This window comes from Methanospirillum lacunae, from assembly GCF_003173355.1.
GTDB classification, from domain to species: Archaea; Halobacteriota; Methanomicrobia; order Methanomicrobiales; family Methanospirillaceae; genus Methanospirillum; species Methanospirillum lacunae.
Genome location: NZ_QGMY01000006.1, coordinates 166,415 through 185,969 on the forward strand (window position 1 = coordinate 166,415; position 19,555 = coordinate 185,969).

At 44.1% G+C, this 19,555-nt stretch carries 15 protein-coding genes; 9 read left to right on the forward strand and 6 right to left on the reverse strand.

All coding sequences use genetic code 11. From position 1 onward, the window contains the following. Positions 1-9: 9 nt before the first annotated feature. Positions 10-2,271 carry an ABC transporter substrate binding protein gene (locus DK846_RS06630; RefSeq protein ID WP_146201166.1) on the reverse strand — a complete coding sequence of 754 codons (2,262 nt, stop codon included), beginning with the start codon at positions 2,269-2,271 and terminating at the stop codon, positions 10-12. Between the two features lie 452 nt (positions 2,272-2,723). Here DK846_RS06630 and DK846_RS06635 point away from each other — a divergent pair, with 452 nt between their 5' ends. The 3 genes from DK846_RS06635 to DK846_RS06645 all read left to right on the forward strand — a co-directional run bounded on the left by DK846_RS06635 (position 2,724) and on the right by DK846_RS06645 (position 4,446). Further along, complete coding sequence (locus DK846_RS06635) at positions 2,724-3,293, forward strand: GNAT family N-acetyltransferase (protein WP_109968149.1); 570 nt, start codon at positions 2,724-2,726, stop codon at positions 3,291-3,293. A gap of 404 nt (positions 3,294-3,697) precedes the next feature. Further along, complete coding sequence (locus DK846_RS06640; protein ID WP_109968150.1) at positions 3,698-3,907, forward strand: DUF5683 domain-containing protein; 210 nt, start codon at positions 3,698-3,700, stop codon at positions 3,905-3,907. A 14-nt stretch (positions 3,908-3,921) separates the two neighbouring features. Next, positions 3,922-4,446, forward strand: coding sequence for a TIGR04255 family protein (locus tag DK846_RS06645; protein WP_109968151.1), 525 nt, complete (start codon positions 3,922-3,924; stop codon positions 4,444-4,446). Positions 4,447-4,452: 6 nt separating this feature from the next. On the opposite strand, the gene DK846_RS06650 is transcribed toward DK846_RS06645, so the two are convergent. After that, positions 4,453-6,315 (reverse strand): M3 family metallopeptidase, encoded by a 1,863-nt coding sequence (locus DK846_RS06650; protein WP_109968152.1) that lies wholly within the window; start codon positions 6,313-6,315, stop codon positions 4,453-4,455. A 130-nt stretch (positions 6,316-6,445) separates the two neighbouring features. Here DK846_RS06650 and DK846_RS06655 point away from each other — a divergent pair, with 130 nt between their 5' ends. Beyond that, on the forward strand, positions 6,446-7,609 hold the full coding sequence (locus DK846_RS06655) for an Nre family DNA repair protein (RefSeq protein WP_109968153.1): 1,164 nt from the start codon (positions 6,446-6,448) through the stop codon (positions 7,607-7,609). A gap of 62 nt (positions 7,610-7,671) precedes the next feature. Here DK846_RS06655 and DK846_RS06660 read toward each other — a convergent pair whose 3' ends face one another. Together DK846_RS06660 and DK846_RS06665 are read right to left on the reverse strand one after the other, a co-directional pair. Next, the gene (locus tag DK846_RS06660; protein WP_109968154.1) at positions 7,672-10,392 is read right to left on the reverse strand and encodes a DUF3821 domain-containing protein; all 2,721 of its coding nucleotides are present in this window, start codon (positions 10,390-10,392) and stop codon (positions 7,672-7,674) included. A gap of 58 nt (positions 10,393-10,450) precedes the next feature. Then, on the reverse strand, positions 10,451-11,722 hold the full coding sequence (locus tag DK846_RS06665; protein WP_109968155.1) for a 6-bladed beta-propeller: 1,272 nt from the start codon (positions 11,720-11,722) through the stop codon (positions 10,451-10,453). Between the two features lie 203 nt (positions 11,723-11,925). On the opposite strand from DK846_RS06665, the gene DK846_RS06670 reads away from it, so the two are divergent. Continuing rightward, the gene (locus tag DK846_RS06670) at positions 11,926-12,333 is read left to right on the forward strand and encodes a bacteriohemerythrin (RefSeq protein ID WP_146201167.1); all 408 of its coding nucleotides are present in this window, start codon (positions 11,926-11,928) and stop codon (positions 12,331-12,333) included. A gap of 51 nt (positions 12,334-12,384) precedes the next feature. Here the strand turns inward: DK846_RS06670 and DK846_RS06675 are convergent, their stop codons facing one another. Further along, on the reverse strand, positions 12,385-12,915 hold the full coding sequence (locus DK846_RS06675; RefSeq protein WP_146201168.1) for a hypothetical protein: 531 nt from the start codon (positions 12,913-12,915) through the stop codon (positions 12,385-12,387). A gap of 185 nt (positions 12,916-13,100) precedes the next feature. On the opposite strand from DK846_RS06675, the gene DK846_RS06680 reads away from it, so the two are divergent. From DK846_RS06680 to DK846_RS06695, 4 genes are all read left to right on the forward strand, one after another. After that, complete coding sequence (locus DK846_RS06680) at positions 13,101-14,189, forward strand: ABC transporter substrate-binding protein (RefSeq protein WP_109968158.1); 1,089 nt, start codon at positions 13,101-13,103, stop codon at positions 14,187-14,189. A 109-nt stretch (positions 14,190-14,298) separates the two neighbouring features. Further along, positions 14,299-16,248, forward strand: coding sequence for a HAMP domain-containing sensor histidine kinase (locus tag DK846_RS06685; RefSeq protein ID WP_109968159.1), 1,950 nt, complete (start codon positions 14,299-14,301; stop codon positions 16,246-16,248). After that, positions 16,238-16,615 (forward strand): response regulator, encoded by a 378-nt coding sequence (locus tag DK846_RS06690; RefSeq protein ID WP_109968160.1) that lies wholly within the window; start codon positions 16,238-16,240, stop codon positions 16,613-16,615. Before DK846_RS06685 ends, DK846_RS06690 begins: the two co-directional genes overlap by 11 nt. Further along, complete coding sequence (locus DK846_RS06695) at positions 16,615-17,763, forward strand: response regulator (RefSeq protein WP_109968161.1); 1,149 nt, start codon at positions 16,615-16,617, stop codon at positions 17,761-17,763. Before DK846_RS06690 ends, DK846_RS06695 begins: the two co-directional genes overlap by 1 nt. A gap of 134 nt (positions 17,764-17,897) precedes the next feature. Here the strand turns inward: DK846_RS06695 and ilvD are convergent, their stop codons facing one another. Continuing rightward, the gene (ilvD, locus tag DK846_RS06700; protein ID WP_109968162.1) at positions 17,898-19,541 is read right to left on the reverse strand and encodes a dihydroxy-acid dehydratase; all 1,644 of its coding nucleotides are present in this window, start codon (positions 19,539-19,541) and stop codon (positions 17,898-17,900) included. Between the last annotated feature and the right edge of the window lie 14 nt (positions 19,542-19,555).

The following is a 19,555-nucleotide window of genomic DNA, read 5'->3' on the forward strand; positions in this document are numbered from 1 at the left end:
TTTTCAGGATCACAGGTCGCTGATCCGCCTCCATACTCCATTCGGAACATGAATCTCAAACCTTACACCACTGTCTGCTTTCCCGGTTTCAACAATTGATATGCCGGTGATCTGAAGGATCTCATGAACCAGGAACATCCCAAATCCGGTATTTTTACCGAATCCTCTCGTAAATATCAGCTCTTTTTCATCATCAGCAATACCGATTCCATTATCAGAATACACCAGCACAATTCCTTTCTCTGCAATCTCAATGTTGAACGATATCTGGGTTACTTTCATACCATGCCGGAGTGAGTTCTCAATAAGATTAAAGATCACTTTCTCTAACATATTGTCTGCATATATCTCGATATTGGAGACTTCATTGGAGAATTGTACTGTTCTCTCTCTGAACTGACTGGCTGAACGTCTGAAAAGAACACCAACATCATGCCAGCCAGGCTTTGTAACCCCGACATCCTGATAATCACGGGTGAACTCTATCTGAGTCCTCATTTTCTTAAGAACAGAACTCATCATATTCAGGTATAGGGAGTTTTCCTTGTCATCCGGGTTTTCATTGATGATATGTATATACATGATAATTGAGGTCATCAGATTGAGCAGATCATGTCTGGTAATGCTTGAAAGCAGGTTCAGTTTAATGTTAGCTTCCTGAATTGCTCCTTCAAGTTTCCTCCGCTCGGTGATATCAATTCCGACAGAAATGACAGATGTTACAGTCCCGGTATCATCCCTGATTGCACGGTTGGTCCAGAGGATCCAGACAATCTCCCCGTTCTTTTTTCGGTTTGCGTTCTCACCCTGCTTGGACTTCTCTGAACTTGACTCAAGTTCATGTATAAACTGATTCGTATCTTTGTCATTCCAGGTATCTTCTGGAATTATTGTCCCAATGAGGTTCAGTCCTACCAGTTCATCGGCAGTATATCCGAAGAACCGTTCAGCATAAGGGTTGATATACGTGATAACTCCATCAGGAGTAAAGGTCACCAGAATGTTATGGATATCCTGAACCAGGTTTCTGAACTTTTCCTCGCTTTTTTGAAGTTCCTTCTCCCTGGTAGTGAGAAATTGAATATATTCCAGTAATTTTTTCTGTGTTGTACTCAGTTCCTTACTCGCTTGTTCCAGTCCTTGTGTTTTTGCCTCAACAATCATTTCAAGTTTTACACGGGACTCTGACACTTTCTGCTCTGCCTTGTGTCTCTTCTTAATTAGTATTATATGAACAGCAATGACCAACACCAGGCACATGATGAGAAAAAGGGCTAAAATTATTGTCCCGGGTTCAACAATGATGGATGCCGGCTTATTGATAACTGTTGATCCAGGAGGGAGAACGGAAGGATTTAGTCCGTATTTAACCATCTCATGATAATCAAATACAACCGGATTCGAACTATCTTTTCGAACTGGTATTTCTGATGGTGGAGTTCCTTGCAGAATCAGGTCTGCCATCAGGGCTGCATTTCTACCCTGGTCATATTGGGAGATGAGTGCTCCTCCTACAATCCCATCACCCATTCCATAATACCAGAGATGGAAAAGGGGGACATGCAGGTTCTGCTTTATAAACAGAAGGCTCTTGTCAAAATCTGTAGTAACCTGGTTTTTATCCTTAAAAGCAGAGAGGAGAAGTACTGAAGAGGACTGATTTATTGCCTGCAGTTTCTGGGCATATTCATTCCAGGTCAGGTTAGCAAGTGAAAGAACCGTTAGATTGTATCCGGGGTAGGAGGAGCGATATCCAAGAAATTTTTCAACATCTGCTTTTCCACTGATGGTATCATCAGATAAGGCAATTATCGTTCTGGCATCAGGCTGCAATTGAATCATCAGATCAATGGTCTCCTTCACAGACACTTCTTCCATTACACCGGTGATGAATGGGTTTGTTTCTGGAAGACCTACTCTGCTCTGCTCATTGATTCCAAAGAAAACAATAGGTGTGTTGTTGAATAACTCATGTTGCTTTTCGAGAACAAGATTCAGGGCACTATCATCTGCAACAAGGATGAGATCATACGCTGGAAGACGTCTGATTTTTTTGGTTAAACGCTGTGAAAACTCATTGATATCTTCAAGAGATGGAAAACGTTTGGCATCCATGAATTCAATGTCAAGGTCCACTTTTTCAGGGGAGAGAACAGACTTGACACCATCTATCTGATGAAAGACCGTGGGAAAATCTGGACTATATGAACTAATAAGAAGAATATGAGGATTGGCATGGATCTGATCCGGACTCAGATCACACAAAGACACACTAATACAGCATAACAAAACGAACGTTAGTACAAGGAGGAACACTCTGCTTTGGTTCAAATCTCTCTCCTCCTATGACAGAGGTATTCACCATATTGAGGGATAAATCTCACTGATAGCAGAGGATAATGGATAGTGACAAAGGATATAACTGGAGATGAAAATCCCTCATATTGCTGTTCATTCAAAAAATTTTGATCATAATAATCCAAGCAAATCTTCTCATAGATGAACATACATCTTCAATTATCAAGCAGGTCATTACCTGGAATCCCGTCTTTTTTTTGGGGAAAATATATAGATCTATTGGATAATTACCCAGGATGTAATATATTTGTTAAAATCTGATAGAAACACAAATAAAATCAAGAAATATATAATTTATCGGAATCCAATACCCAATTTGATGATTTCTGCTTAACTGAATTCTTGAAAAGAAAAGAGGTTAAAGAATGTGTGATATTATCTATAAGTCTTCAAGAATTAGCATTAGAGAGCATACATCAACGGATCTTTATGATTTGCATCGATTAATCTCTAATAAAGAAATAATGAATTACATTCCAAAAATTTATTGTGAAACTATAGAAGAGACTAAAAAAAAATTGACAGATGCAATAATAGCACAAGGGATGGTAGATCGAATACAATACTATTATGCCATTGAATCAATTTTAAACGAATATATTGGTGAAATAGGGGTCACCATCATAAAAACATCGACAGAAGGAAAAATTGGAGATTTAGGGTATTTCCTATTGAAGGAATATCATGGTGTTGGTATCGCCACTGAAGCAGCACTTGCAATATTAAAGATCTTTTTCGAAGAAAAGAATTTCTACAAAATTGAAAGTGGATGTTTCATGGAAAACAGCGCTTCTGAAAAGGTTATGATAAAAATTGGAATGAAGAAAGAAAAATACCTGATAAAACAAAGTCTTCATAAAGGGATTCTGAAGGAACGAGTTGAATATGGTATATTGTGCGATAGGTGGAAAGATATAAAATCTTTTGCTAAGTGATTCTATTCGGGACTTGGTATGTAATCTCAACTGGTATATATTGTTCAAGATTTTTTGATGTCAACAATGGTGTAAAATCCCTAACATGGGCAAAATTTTTGGTAGTGGCCTAGGATACAACTGAAATAAAAATCGCTCATATTACTGTTCATTCAAACAATTTTGATCAAAATGATCCAAGCATATCTTCTCAAAGGATGAACATACATCTTCAGTTATCAAGCAGGTCATTACCAAAGAAACATGAAGTACAAGTCATAGAGAGTAAAACCCATGTTCCATTCCCCTAATGTGGCTTTGGATCATTATACGGTTTAGTGAGCGTGACTCTCTTACCTTAACCGATGATATATGAATACCTATATAATTCCTGAACGAAGAACAGAATAAGAGGATAAAAGAAGATGGCATCACCACTACTTGCAGCAATACTTTCGTTTTTCATACCAGGACTCGGTCAGTTCTATACCGGACAACTCATAAAAGCAATTGTGCTCTTTATTGCTGCGGTGATATTCGCATTGCTCTCAACAATTATCATAGGGATCCCGTTCTACATTATTGTCCTTGTCTACAGTATCGTTGATGCATACACCGCTGCAAACAAGAACTAACGAACAATAATGAAATGAATCCTCCCCTTCCCCATAATTTTTCCCGATCTCCTGTTGAGGAGGTCTGCTGTTCTCTTGAACTGATAACTCAACCAATTTTGATTACAGTTGCTCCCCCATATCCAGGATGGGGATCAATCAAAACCAGACTTACAGATGAGATTACAGGACTTAGAGATATCAATGAGGTTACAAGATGCAGCCTGCAGTACAGGGATAGATTTCTTCTAGATGAAGATGGATTTTCAAGAATTATCAACGAGATCAAATCAGATCTCTTTCACATAAACCAGATAACAGGTATAGAATTCATGATAATCCCCATTATCCAGAGGATGGAACATCAGATCAGTGTCAGGACAAGATATGAGGTGGGAGATCATCCGTCCTGGATTCTAATCTTCAATCTTCAGACCTATACAAGTTTTAAACCTGAAACCCCGGCTGATATTCTTTCATGGTTTGATAAAGCACATGCAATCATCCACACCCTCTTTGATCAGATTGTTCCAGAAGAGATCATTGAACTGATCAAATGAGAGAAGTCAGGAACATAATCTTGACAGGTCTGATGTTCCAAGATACTCTGTAATCAGTGAGGATAGGTTTACTGTTCCGGCAGTTTCAAACAGTTGTTTTCGTAAGGCAATACCGTTGCTCTGATTCAGTACACCTTCACCTTGAAACCTGGAGAATATGTTATTGGCACAGACCTCATCATACACGTAATGCCAGTATATTCCCGCATTATCTGATACAAAAAATGCCGGATTCAGGATCAACGACGAGGGGGCTGATGAAGCCTGATAGCCGGTCATGTTCTCGTACAAACTGTTATACAGGTTTATGAAATCAGGAGTTCCATTTTCAGAGTGGATTTCAATATCCAAAAGCGAGAGGAAGTACGGATACACACTGATGTATCCCGGACCCCAACCTGCATCTTCTCCATGACAGGCGAGAATCTGGTTATGTATAGATGAAGACTGACCTTTCGGAGTGTTTATAGTTGCAAATATGCGATCCAGAACTTCAGGAGTCCATAATAACTTCTCAAAAAATAGCGAGAAAATTTCACTGAATCCTCCAGAATCTCGTGCACCACTGGAAAGAGCCGCATACCTGCCAGTGGCAAGACTGTGTCTTAAAAGATGTCCATACTCATGAAATAGCACCTGGATATCAACTGGAGAGAGAGAGATCTGATCAATGTTCTGAGGTCCCGGAACAGAAATTACCAGAGCTGAAACAGGAGGGACCCATGCACCATTTGATTCATGACCGGCACGAAGGTAGTATGTCTTTCCGGTTGTACTTCCTGCACCAGGATCAGATTTTATCCAGAGGTAAAACCAGGCCTGTGTATTTGAAGAACCGGGATCTGTGATCTTATACAGGTGTATATCAGAAGGAGCTGACGACGAAACAGATGTTATCGAAATCCCAAATAAATCTGCCACGAGACCATTGAGTCGTTCAACCACGATATCTGCATGAACTGCAGTTGAACAAAATGCTGCAGACCTATTTATCTGGTGCGTTGACCGGAGAAGTTGAATTTCATAATCATAAACAACCGTCGCTCCGGGATCATTTTTCTTCTTTTCATTGAGGAGTTCTGCAGCTTCGATATGCGATGCCTGGTTGAAAGGACCTGATTTATTGGTAAGAAATAAGAGGAGTTTTGTTCGATCAATTGGGATACCAGACTGTGCAATCTGATAATCCGTAAACGAAGGATACCCGATAAGGGCTGTGATTTGATTCCTCAGTCTAACAATATCAGGAATCAGCTGAAGGTTTAGTGTTACATTTCCATCCTGCTGATTTGCATAGTAGACCGAACAACGTTCAGAGAGGTTTTTGCCAAGAATGTTCATCTCACTCTTAACCTCAATAGGTAGGAAAGCCAGCCTGAAATCATCAGTGAGCCTTTTGTGAAGCTCTTGATCGTGCTTCTGATCAGGAGTTACCATAGAGAGGGCATGTGCAATATCCTCACGCAGGTATACTGAATTCAGAAATTCATCTCGTTTGAAGGAGGCCGATTCAGCGTCCTCCTTTACAGCCGAATTGCTGGTAATATCAGCAACCAGTGAATATTTGAGAGTCTTTTCATCAAAATCGGCAAGGATTGTATCCAGTCTGATATCAGTGTTCGTGACGGTACGGGAAGAATCAGGTATTGCAGTGAGATCATCAAGGTTCCGGGTGGTTTCAGTGATGGTCTGGTTGATCTCAAGGGGAATTTCTCCGGGAAGATAGTTTAACCGAACAGGATCTCCGGTATTAGGAGATATATGCCCGGTGTGAATGGGATTCTGATTTCCAGAGATCCAAAGTACCGGAATCGATATGAGTACCAGAAAAAGGATCACTACTCCTGTCAGGATGATCTTCCGGCCCATACTCTTGTATTAGCGTCAGAGAGATATGAAGTTCAAGTCAAAAATGTAATTTAAACTAGATAAAAAAAAGGATATGTAGTTAGAAAAACAATTCTATTATTTTGTTTTCTATAATCTAATATTTCCATCTATGCCAATCGGTAAAGGCGAATACCTGCGAACCCTCACCGCTGCAACGGTGCATATGAAGTCTGTACCGGTAGGTACTGACCTTGCAGGAAGTTCTCCCCCATCAGTATTTATTGGCTCCTCAAACTATCCAAACCTCTATGCAGGCCCGATGATTGCACCGGTACATGGTGACACATCAGTCATGGATCGACCTGAAGAATGGATTCCGGGCAACATTCCACAAGAGGAGATCATACGGTACCGGCTCAGCCTGGTCAGGGGATTGCACCAGGTTAAAGCAACAGACATTGATTCCAGGTTTGTCGGAAAACTCCAGGAGATAGCACTTTCAGACAATTCAATAGAGAGTGAGGCTACTTTTTCCACGGCCCCTGCGGGATTTTCATTTAGCGAGGAACACACTCCCTATGGTCCAAGTGCACCGATAAAGAGTCTTGAGATAGAAGAGCAGAAATGGAATCATGACCTTGAAAAAGTGTATTATGATACCGATCTCAGGGCTGCAGATGCGGTCGTAGACCTGCACAAGGGGGGTATCCCATTTTCACACATTCAGAAAGCATTTTCTGTCGGAGTGATGGGTAACAAAAGGGGAAGACATCTGGTGCCTACCCGGTGGTCAATTACCGCATGTGACACCATAATCGGAAACAACCTGCTTAAAGAGGTGAAGAAATGTTCAGCTCTTGATACCTGGAAGGTGCATGAGTTTAGCAGTCTCAATAACCGGTACGCTGTCATACTCATGCCAACGCCTTGGCAGTACGAGTGGACAGAGGCATTTGTCAGGGTGCTAGGAAGCGAGGAGGTTGTCTTCTCTGACCATGAACTGCATAAGCCAAAGACCAAGTACTCACACCTTGGCGGATGTTATTACTCCTGCAAAATGGCAGTTCTTGAAGCACTGGCAGAGCAGCAAAAACAGGCAGGAGCAATCATTCTCAGGGAAGCAACATCAGGGTATGTTCCGCTTGGGGTATTCAATGTACGGGAAAACGTGCGCAATGCCATGATGCAAAAACCCAGGGAGTTCGAAGATGAAAAACAGGTAAAGGATTACCTGTCAGGCACGTTCACACTTCCACTTAAACGGTTCGAGGAGGCAGGGGTCCTCTTTCGTACGCTCGGAAAAAAGAGGCAGACAACCCTTGGAGAGTTCTAATCAATTATAGTGTTTCCATCAGACAGACTGCCTAAAAAAAGGATACGAAAATGAGGCAGGAATCAGGTTTCCTCATTCTCTTCTTCTTTATTCTCTTCTCTCTCGTCCTCTTCTGGCACATTATCCTCTTCTTCAGTCACATCTTCGGACTCATCATCACCTTTTCGCCGAAGTACGTAGACCAGAAGAACCACAAGTCCGGCTATGAGGAGGCCGACACCCATTCCGGTTACAAGAGAGAAGATCCGGTCATCTGATTGCTCTGGCACCGGAGTGGCGACAGGGAGCAGTGTCTGAACCTGTGTTACCAGTGTTACTTGTGGAACCTGTGATATTGTTGGGATCAACTGGGTTGAACTTCTCACCGTTGGAGTTACATTCACCGATTCATTTGAACGATTCGAGGAACCATTTTCAATCTGTGCAGGTGTCTCAGGCTTGATCGTCGGCTGAATCGTGACTACCGGAGTTGGCTCCGTTATCGTGAGAAGACCGGACGTTGTCGCTTCTGACTCAACAGCCTGCACCAGAACCCTGTACTCTCCGGGAGCTAACTTTCCTTTCGGAACCGTTAGTGAGAAGTACCGCTCACCTACTCCCTCCTGGATTTCAGCAGTTCCTGAGAAGCCATACGAATCATCACGAATCTCCTTTCGTGTTGGGGCAAATTTATTATCGCTCACCTCTATCATGAGCCGTTTGCCTGCACCAAGGTTGGTGGTTCCCCAGATTTTTACAGGACCATCTGAATCCTGTCTGAGTGAGGTAGAATTGAGAGTGATCTTCGGGCTCATGACCCTGATGTCCCATCTGGTATAGGTATCATCGATATATGCACTATTAAGGGCACTAATGAGTGCATTGGCTCCGTCAGATCCCATGAGGGCTCCGGGACCGCCGACCCGGAATATTGGAGCTCCTGAATACGGATATCTACCAAGGACGAGTTGCCGTTGCCCATCTGGCCAGATATCGAACTCTCCGTTTGTCATCGGATGCTGGATGATAACAACGTACTGACCGGCAACCATGTCATTCGTCTGCCATCCTGGAATCTCATACTCAAAGTGTCCATCTCTCTCAACAGAAGCCTGGTCATACCTGAAGTAATTTCGTCCAAAGATCCAGACTGCTACGGTTCCGCTACCGACACCGGAACTCATCCCGGTAAGAGTGAGTGAATCTCCTTTCGCAACCTCGGTCTCCTGAGGCATGAGAGACACATAGGGTCTCTTGAGTGTGAGCGAGATTGTCTGGTACGGAACTGACCCCAGATTGTTCCGGCTTACCGGAGCAGGAACTGCATAAATCGTGTATGTTCCTGCATCTAGTCCGAGTTCACCGGTATAGAGCCGGTAATCCCAGGTCTCACAATCACCAGACGCTGTGGTGAACGAAGACGGGTTACCGGTTGTAACAGCCTGACGGGGCCGGTCAAGTCTTCCTCCTGCAGATGGAAGATTCGGACCAGTTATGAAGAGGTAGGTATCACAAGACTCTGAGTTATGGCCAGAGAGCCTGACCTCCTCTCCAATAGCGTACACATCTTTTCCTGTCGCCACACTGACCGATCCCTTCTGGACGGTTATTGGGATCTCATCTGTATGAATATTTGATCCACCCGACTTACTCTCAACCTTTAGCGTATACCTCGCATCATCAGTTTGATCGGTGGTCCTCAGCTCAAGAGTGCGTTTCCCATTCCTGTCAGGCACGATCATCCCGTAATATTTTACGCCATTATATGGCTCACGGGGTACAAGCTCCCTGATGCTTCTTCCCCCTTCAGATGTCGGGCGGTATGATCCGATCAAGTAGGGACCATCCGGAGAGTCCTGACTGACTCCTTCCTGGGCAAAGAGTATCATCGGTGGCTGATCTCCAGGACTGCCGGTCCTTGATCCAGCATCAACCCAGAAGTAGACAGGCACTCCCGGGGTTCCGGAGATGGTTACAGAGAAAGAATGACCCCTGATAACCTGATCATCACGGGTTCCGATGGTGGTACGATCTGAACCGAGGGTTATTGAAGCGCCCCTGATGTTATACCCTGCCGAAGTTGATTTAAGATTCTCATCTACACGGTTGAACGCAAGTTTTGGTTGAATTGTGTACATACCGGCTGCGTAGAGATAATTTCCACTTCCAACAGCTCCCGTGTCCCATCCACCGGTCTGGATAGCTGGGAAGACCTGAAGAGAATCCTGTGGAGTGATCCTGGTCAGAGAGATACTGCTTCCGGTTTTCGTCTCCACAGCAGTAAGAGTCCCACCTCCGGGTGTTGAAATGAGGAGATCAAATATTCCGTCGCTGGCAGGATTGTAACCGGGCCGCTGCGCTACTGATCCAAGGTTCGTATCCATCTGGAACAGGAGATCTGATCCCCGTGGCACCGTTCCGGATGAGATATCTTCCATAGTCAGCCGCTGCAGGATTCGAACGCTTACCCTTGGCTCCCGGACATTGAAAGCGATACTGCCAGGAATTGCCTGCCTGCTGTCCCATTGATACCATGAGCCGGTGCGATCTGAATAGAGGTTTGGACTTACAGAAAAGGAGGACTTTTCCAGGTGCCTGATATCAAGAGGTATGTCACGACCCGGTGATGATCCTGGAGGATAAAACGCGATTTCATCATAAGGAGCTGGCACTGCAGCCCTCACGTCAAGCCCTTCTTCACCAAGAAAGACATCTCCCCCGGGAGGGATTACAACTGATGTGGCTGCTACAAGTCCGGGGATGATCAGAAAGAGTGCGATAAGAATGAGAAACCTGATAGTCATGAGTCATCCTTTCAGGCGGAAAGGAGATGAGGCTTCCCATGACAAAAAGTCAAGGAGACTATTCCAGGTAAAGACCCCGTGGAATAGGGTCTGTTGATCCTGAAAGCACGGTGAAGGCATCATACTTTGTAGCCGAAGAACCATTTGTAATCTTTATACTCATATTGTATACACCTGTAGAGGCCCCCTTGAGCGGAAGGGTAACGTACATGGTTGAACTTGTATTTGTCTTACCTTTGGTCCAGCTCCCTTTCAGAGTTTTATCCCCTTTCCAGAGTGTCACCGTACCGGATCCAAGGTTTTTGCCAGTGATAGTAATATTAAGTGGGCCAGTACTATGCCCAAATGCCGGATGAATGATCAGAATTGAGGGGAGAGTACTATTAGACTGGCTGCTATTGACCGCATACTGGCTGAAGACCTGGACACGGTTGTTGTAGGTATCACAAACATACACAGATCCGCTGGCATTCGCGATGAGTCCTTCAGGGTTATTGAATTTTCCGGAGTCTGTCCCGTACCCGCCCCATGATTCTGTCTGGGTTCCATTTGATGTGAACATTCGTATAGCGTTCAGATCGGTATCTGTAACAAATACATATCCTGACTCATTCACCGCTACCCCTTGCGGATTGACCATACTTGTCTCTGAACCATTCCATGAACTCTGGTAATACCCGGATGTGTTGGATTTTACAATCCGTGAATTATACCGGTCAGCGACATACACACTCCCATTTTGTTGTACAGCAATACCAACAGGAGAGTTTAGCTCACTGTTGTTTGTTCCCAATGAGCCCCAGGAAGTAATGTACTGTCCGATGGAGTTGAACTTCTGAACACGGTTGTTACCCGTATCAGAGACATATACCGTCCCCACAGCATCTGCGGTTATACCTCCAGGCCGAATAAACTGGCTCATGTTAGAGCCATAACTCCCCCACGAGAGAAGATAATCCCCTTTAGGGCTGAATTTCTGAATACGGTTATTCCCGGTATCTGCAACATACACCCCACCACACTGGTCAGCTGCAATACCAGACATATTTCGAAACTGCCCTGCATTTGACCCGTAACTCCCCCAGGAGAGGAGGTAATTACCAGTTGAATTAAATTTTTGAATCCGGCTGTTTCCTGTATCTGCCACGTAGATATTGCCAGACTCATCAACAGCAATAGATGAAGGGTTCTCAAACTGGCCTGCAGCCGAACCCTGACTTCCAAAGGAGAACAGGAACTGGTAACTTGTATTGACTGCAGAGACCGGCTGGAACAAGCATGCACCTCCCAGGACGAAGAGCACCAGACAGAAAGCGGTTACACGTTTCATTCCTCACCCGATATAGGAGAATATGGGTCTCTCGTTTATAGATAACAATTGGGAACTGAAGGGTTGGATATTGCATTCTCACATGCTGAATCGGTTTAAAATTGGATTTGTCTGCTGACGTAAGAAACAATTGGTACACTCGCGGTTACTTTGAATACCATGAAAAAGAGAATATCAGTATCCACGGAGGTGGAGTATCTATTATGTCACTCTTTACCTGGAATGAGAAATATTCAGTTCATGTTGAAAATATGGACAATCAGCATAAAAAACTCTTTGAACTTATCAACCGGCTCCATGAAGCCATGTCAACTGGAAAAGGAAATGCCGAGCTCGGTGAGATCCTAAATGGGCTAAACGAGTACACAGCCACCCACTTTGCAGATGAAGAAAAATACATGGAGTCCTTTGGATATACCGGTCTCGCAGAACAGAAAAAGCAGCATAAAATATTCATTGATAAAATTAACGAATATGCAAAGGAATTAAGTGAGAAGAGATTAGGGCTTTCGATAGAGGTTCTTAATTTTCTAAAAGATTGGCTGGTGAATCATATCCAGAATATTGATACGAAATATACAGAAAATTTCCATGCCCATGGTTTGGAATGAACGAATCATTAATTGACCTAATTAACCTGAAGGAACCATTTTTTTCCTGATTCACAGATCCGAGTCGCAGTCTTGAGATGAAACATTCTCCTGGCTCTCTTCAACCTGAAGGAGAACCACATCACCGGTTTTTCTGGTTGAGATGAAGATATTTACTGGGACACAGTTGCCCTGGATCTCCTTTTCGATTGTTGCAGGACGTTTGTCTACAGATTTTCCAGTCTGGTACGTCTCTTTTACCGAATTTCTTATAACACAGCCGGAACAGTGCGTTGATTTTCCACATCCTCCAGGGCACCTTGCATAATCACACTCAAATACTTCGCCCCCGAGATGTCCAATTGCCGAAGTAGCCTCATTTTGTGAAATTTTATTGATCTCCTGATTTGCACAGAGGATCTGCATATCCTCATCAACAAGCACCACAGGATGGTCAAGCATATTGATATACTCGCCAATATCGACACCCATACTGGCCTTGATGTGATTATAACAAGACGTACATACACCATGTGATATCTTGTCATTATCTTGGGCATCAGAAGATAGTTCGTCATTACAGAATGCGCAAATCCGTTTCAAAGTATATCTCCCCGCAGATTCGCGTGGTTGTTCTTTACATATCGACTCCTCAAGGTATGAGACTTAGGAAACCGGCCAGTAATATATTTTCTAGAACTGAGTAAAATCAGAGCCAAAGAAACAGGTCCCAAAAAACTAGACTATAAATACTGTGACACAAATCTCTGGTTACCAGGTGAGCAGGAATGAATACACGTGTAACTGCGATAATGGCCCTTATTCTGATACTGGTTATCATACCATTCCCCGGAGTAGCAGATTCTGATGCAACCGGCCCTACTACAAAAGTTACTGATCCCGGAGGGCAGACCATTACAATCGTGGATGACCGGGGTCAGTATATAACCATTCCATATCCGGTAAACCATGTGGTATTCCTCGTAGAAAACGCAATGAACAGCATGTATGCAGTTGGTGGTGCCGACAAAATTTCAGGAATCGGACCTATCTGGATGTCTGAGAAAAAAGAGCCATTCTTCCAATCTATCGATCCCGGATATAATGATAAACCAAAAATCACTACAAACGGCGGAACAGTAGACCTTGAAGCACTAAAAAAGGCAGATCCGGACCTGGTTGTCCTCTGGTCAGCAGACTGGAACGATGAAGCCACAAAATCTATCAGACAGGCGTTGAATGTGCCTGTATATGGTGTGTATTACACCAAACTCTCTGACGTCTCGAGAGCGAATAATGTTTTTGCAAAAATTATCGGAAATGAAGCACGAGAAGCCGAGGTGTCAGCGATTATGGGAGAATATACACGCATGGTAACCGATAAAACCGGAGGCATACCGGATGAGAACCGCCCGAGGGTATACTGGATGTGGAACGACATCTATGGGACAGCAGGGCTGAACAGTGCTACCAATGACCTCATCAGACTAGCTGGTGGAAAAAACGTGCTTGAAGAGGCTAACCTCAAAGGAAAGATGCAGGAACACCCAAAAATATCTCTGGATCTTTTAAAGAAGCTGGATCCTGATGTCATCTATATGTGGTATAATGAGAACGTGGATCCTGCGGACGTATTAAATGGAAACGGTGATTTTGCAGAGTGGAAAAACCTGAAAGCAGTGAAGACAGGAAAGGTCTTTGAAGTTACTGATCCTTTCATTTATGATTCATTTTCTCCACAGCAGCCACTTGCACTGATGGCTATCGCCAAAGATCTTCATCCTGAACTCTTTTCAGAAATTCATCTGGACCAAGTCATCGATTCATTCTTTGTGAAGATGTACAGGGTTCACTACCCGGGATTTTCTCAAGCATAATTTTTTGTTTGAACAGAGGAAACACATCCTATGGCTGAACAGAAGCCAGAAACGGGTAGAATCACAAGTTTCGGAATAATTATATACTATTGGGAGGCATCCCGAATCAATGAAACTCAGATCCAAGGTTCTTCTTCTGTACTTCTGCATCATGATCCTCGTTTTGATCTGTGTCGGAATACTACTGCCTTCTTCTCTGCATGAGAAAAACCTTGGAAGGATTCAGACTGATACAACAAATCAACTCAAACACATTGATTTTGCTCTCTCTAATTTCATCAGCGAACTTGAGAATGATGTGAGACAACTCAAAGACGATGAAGATGTAAGATATCCGGATGATACTGGTTTTACATCATTTCTCAATGCATCCGAAGACACATTTCATTACTCAATCACAAGCCATGAACAGGCCATCATTAATGAATTAAACTCATTCAGACTGACTCATCCGGTGGTCAACTCTGCATACATGGGAAGAGAAACGGGAACATTTGTCAGATCGCATCCACGCCCGAATTCAACAGCATATGATCCCAGGACAAGACCCTGGTACATCCTGGCAAAGGATCATCCTGGAGAAGTCAGAATAACTGACCCGTACCAGTCAGTAACTTCTCCTGATCTAAATATCGGGATCGTCTCGGCATTGACATATCCCAACGGATCAGTGTATGGGGTGATTGGTGCAGACATCACCCTTGTTGATTTAACCAAATACATGACCGAATTTGATTTTGGGAGAGATGTAAAGATCATTCTGGTAAATAAGACAGGTACTATTCTTGCTGCTAAAGATCCCTCACTCATCTTCAAGAATATCAGCCAGGTTACCGAAGATCATACAGAGACTTTTATGCAATCAGAAGAAGGTATGATGACTCTCCATGATTCATACCTGATATACTACACATCCCCGCACCTTGGGTGGAAGTACGGTGTAGTAATTCCTTTCTCACAGATCGAGAGAGAGATGTTTGATTCCATCATCACTATCCTCATTTTTGTATTTATTGCACTCATCCTGCTCAGTCTTCTCACAATAATAATTCTCGATCGCACAGTCATCAATCCAATCTCAACACTCACCACTGTCGCACGCAGGATCACAGAGACCGGAGACCTGAATCAGGAGATTATAACAGATACAGGAGGAGAGATCGGTGAATTAGCCCACTCATTCAGTACCATGATTGCGACAATCCAGGTGAAAGAGGATGCACGACAGATGGCTATCGACGAGTTGTCACAATACCGGGATCACCTGAGTGAGATTGTCAAAGAACGGACACTTCAGCTCGAAGAGGCAAACATAAACCTGTTACATGCCAAAGAACGGGCTGAGGATGCAGACCGGCTAAAATCTGCTTTTCTTGCGACAATGTCGCATGAGCTCAGAACACCTCTCAACTCCATCATTGGTTTTACCGGAATACTTCTACAGGGGCTTGCAGGCCCACTAAATGGTGAACAGGAGAAACAACTCGGACTTGTTCAGTATAGTGCCAGACATCTCCTGGATCTCATAAATGATGTTCTTGATATATCAAAGATAGAGGCTGGTGAACTAAAGATTGCTCATGAACCGGTGGATATCGCTTCTTCAATTAAATCGGTGGTAAAGACCATTCAACCGATAGCAGCGGGAAAAGGGCTGGAGGTAGTAGTAAACGAACCAGAATTAGCACACGGGATAATTATCGGGGATAGACGAAGGCTTGAACAGGTTATCATGAATCTAATCAGTAATGCCATTAAATTCACCGAGACCGGGACAATATCAGTAACAATCAGAGATCTGTCTGACCATGTAGAAATTTCTGTGAAAGACACCGGAATTGGAATAAATAAAGAGGATCTTAATACCATATTCAAGCCATTTCATCAGATCGATACTGGGACGACACGAAAGCATGAAGGGACAGGTCTTGGACTTTCCATAACCAAAAAACTTGTTGAACTTCACGGAGGAGACATTACGGTACAGAGTACCATAGGGGAGGGGAGTGTGTTCACGATACATCTGCCAACACAAAAGGGAGAAGAACATGGGGTTTAAAATTCTCGTGATTGAAGATAACGAGCAGAATATGTACCTGATGCACTTTCTCCTCAAATCAAAAGGACATATCGTTATCGAAGCAAGAGACGGAGAAGAAGGCATTCATCTTGCAAAAGAGGCAGGTCCTGATATTATTCTCCTTGATATCCAACTTCCGGGAATGGATGGATATGAGATAGCTCAGCGGATCAGGAGTTCGCCAGATCTTGTCTCCATTCCGATTATAGCTGTGACATCCTACGCCATGGCCGGAGATCGTGAAAAGGCCATGGCTGCAGGGGTGAATGATTACATTGAGAAACCTATCAACCCGGTCACATTTCTCGATCAGATTGGACAATATTTTCCAAAGGAGGGGGTATAATGCGAGTACTTGTTGTGGATGATCAATACATCAACAGGTACCTGCTCGAAAAAATTCTCGAGGGGCATGGACTTGAAGTCGTTTCTGCAATAGATGGAATTGATGCCTTTGAAAAGGTTCAGGCAGGAGGGATCGATCTCATCATATCAGATGTGCTTTACCCAAGAATGGATGGTTTTCAGTTTTGTAGAGAGATAAAAAGTAATCCAGCGTATAAACACATTCCATTTGTCTTTTACACTGCTGCATACACTGAGGAAAAAGATCAGGAATTCGCATTCCGCCTGGGAGCTGACCGCTATATTCTCAAACCCACAGATCCCTCTGAATTCATCAATATAATAAAGGGACTGATTGCAGAGTACCCCGAACTGTCAGGATTTTCTACAGATCCTGCTCTTATGAAAGAAGAACAATATCTTTCAGAGCACAATAAGCGCCTGTTTCATCAACTTGAAAAAAAACTTATCGAACTCGAAGAGTTGAACCAAGCCCTTCGTAGATCAGAAGAGCGGTACAGGAACCTTTTTGAGAATGTGAACGATGCAATAATCCTCCACGAAATTCTTCCTTCAGGTGAGCCTGGAAGGATCCTGGAAGTGAATACTGTGGCATGTAAACGGCTTGGGTATTCCCGTGAAGAGATGCTTGAAAAAAAGATTTCAGATATTGAAACACCGGAATCTGCTGCACGATACCGTGAGATACAACCTGATGCTGAAACAGCGAGGGTTACTTCTTTTGAAGGAGAACAGGTGGCAAAAGACGGGACTGTAATACCGGTAGAGATCAATGCACACCTGTATCATGAAAATGGGATGGGGTTTTGTTTGTCAGTTTGTAGGGATATCACAGTAAGGAAAAAGGCGATGAATGAACTCTCGCGTGCTCTTTCCCAGATAAACCGAAATATCTATCAGATGGCAACAATTGGAGATAAAATCAGAAATCCCCTTGCCATCATCGTCTCAACCTGTGAAGAGTGTCGTGGGGAGAGAACCGAGGTGGTTCATTCAGTTGTTCAGAACATCGATGAGTTCATCAGTGAACTTGATCAGGGCTGGGTAGAATCTGAAAAAGTGAGAGCATTCCTTCAGAAACAATATGGAATCGGGAACCAGGAAATGAATCATACGAAAGCAATTTAGTGCAAAGAAAACCAGGTGGATAATGGCCTGATTCCACAACATCCAGGGCAGGAAAGATCTTTTTTCTATCTGGTTTAAAACAGGGCCCAAAGTTTTCTGAATTTTAAAAGGTTAACATAGATGAAATGAACAGATCACTTCATCACAGCCCCGGTGTCAGCCTGGCCTACACCAACGACATATCTGGCTAGTATTCCATCTAATTCCCGGTATATCGGTTTAAAGGTCTTTCGGCGTTCATCCAGTTCAGCAGATGAAACCATGAGATCGATCCTTCGTTCATGAAGATCAATTTGGATCTGATCGCCATCCCTGACAAGCCCGATTGGGCCACCTACTACAGCTTCTGGTGCTACGTGACCAATACACGGGCCTCTCGTACCACCTGAGAACCTCCCGTCTGTTACAAGGACTACCCGGGTGTACCCAAATCCCATCAGGGCAGATGTTGGTGAGAGCATTTCAGGCATTCCCGGTCCTCCCTTTGGCCCTTCTCCCCTGATAACGATCACTTCCCCTTCAGTTATTGATCTGGCAAGGATCGCTTTCATTGCTGCCTGTTCCCCGTCAAAGACCCGTGCAGGTCCGGTATGCCGCCACATCTCATCCCTGACTGCACCACATTTGACTACCGCACCATCAGGTGCTAGTGACCCTTTCAGAATGCGAAGACCTCCGGCAGCATGCACCGGATTTGTCACAGGCTGAATCACGGATTCATCAATGTATGTCACACGGTCTGCAATCTCATGTACAGTTTTGCCTGATACAGTTGTACATGGCTCCAGATGTTCACGAAGTTGTTTAAAAACTGCAGGAATTCCACCTGCCTTGAAGAGATCATACATTGAATGTGGACCTCCGGGCTGCATGGCAGCAATATGGGGAACCTCGTTTCCGATCTTGTTGAAGTCATCCAATGAGAATGGAACTCCCGCCTCCTGGGCGACGGCCATCAGGTGGAGTACTGTATTTGTTGACCCTCCAAGAGCCATGTCAACCCTGATAGCATTTCGTAGACTGACCGGGGTGATGAGTGACCGGGGTAAGATCTGCTGGTTGACAAGCTCGACAGACCTGACACCGGAGGAGTAGGCGAGCCTGAGTTTTTCTGCAAATACAGCAGGGACAGCAGCACAACCAGGCAGGGACATTCCCATCGCTTCAGTCATACAGGCCATGGTATTAGCGGTGTACAAACCCTGGCAGCTTCCACATCCAGGCATTGCTGCTGCCTCGATCTCTTTGAGCTCCTCTTCGCTCATGGTCCCGGCTGCAACCTTTCCGACACCTTCAAAGATATCGGTTAATGAGATCGGACATCCATGATGGTAACCGGGCAGCATATTACCTCCGGTTAATATGATTGCCGGGATATTACACCGGGCAGCAGCCATAAGCATGCCTGGAACAATTTTATCGCAGGTGCAGATGCAGACAATACCGTCGAACCGGTGGGATTTAATCATCAGCTCAACTGAATCTGCAATATTTTCCCGTGAAGGGAGAGAGTACCGCATTCCCTCGTGGCCCATCGCAATTCCGTCGCAGATCCCGATGGTATTGAACTCAAACGGGGTTCCTCCCCCGGCTGCAACACCTTCCCTTGCACGCTCGGCAAGCTGGCGAAGGTGTGTGTGACCTGGAACTATAGTATTCCACGAGTTTGCGATTCCGATGAATGGCCGGTTCATCTCTTCTTCAGTGATCCCAAGGGATCTTATCAGTGACCGGTTGGCTGCACGGGCGTACCCTTGCTTGACGTCATCGCTGCGCATTGATACCACTCATG

Coding starts and splice junctions, on each gene's coding strand:
- DK846_RS06635 (WP_109968149.1), top strand. CDS start 2,724: ATGTGTGATATTATCTATAAGTCTTCAAGAATTAGCATTAGAGAGCAT.
- DK846_RS06665 (WP_109968155.1), bottom strand. CDS start 11,722: ATGAAACGTGTAACCGCTTTCTGTCTGGTGCTCTTCGTCCTGGGAGGT.
- DK846_RS06645 (WP_109968151.1), top strand. CDS start 3,922: ATGAATCCTCCCCTTCCCCATAATTTTTCCCGATCTCCTGTTGAGGAG.
- DK846_RS06660 (WP_109968154.1), bottom strand. CDS start 10,392: ATGACTATCAGGTTTCTCATTCTTATCGCACTCTTTCTGATCATCCCC.
- ilvD (WP_109968162.1), bottom strand. CDS start 19,541: ATGCGCAGCGATGACGTCAAGCAAGGGTACGCCCGTGCAGCCAACCGG.
- DK846_RS06640 (WP_109968150.1), top strand. CDS start 3,698: ATGGCATCACCACTACTTGCAGCAATACTTTCGTTTTTCATACCAGGA.
- DK846_RS06685 (WP_109968159.1), top strand. CDS start 14,299: ATGAAACTCAGATCCAAGGTTCTTCTTCTGTACTTCTGCATCATGATC.
- DK846_RS06670 (WP_146201167.1), top strand. CDS start 11,926: ATGTCACTCTTTACCTGGAATGAGAAATATTCAGTTCATGTTGAAAAT.
- DK846_RS06655 (WP_109968153.1), top strand. CDS start 6,446: ATGCCAATCGGTAAAGGCGAATACCTGCGAACCCTCACCGCTGCAACG.
- DK846_RS06695 (WP_109968161.1), top strand. CDS start 16,615: ATGCGAGTACTTGTTGTGGATGATCAATACATCAACAGGTACCTGCTC.
- DK846_RS06690 (WP_109968160.1), top strand. CDS start 16,238: ATGGGGTTTAAAATTCTCGTGATTGAAGATAACGAGCAGAATATGTAC.
- DK846_RS06680 (WP_109968158.1), top strand. CDS start 13,101: ATGAATACACGTGTAACTGCGATAATGGCCCTTATTCTGATACTGGTT.
- DK846_RS06650 (WP_109968152.1), bottom strand. CDS start 6,315: ATGGGCCGGAAGATCATCCTGACAGGAGTAGTGATCCTTTTTCTGGTA.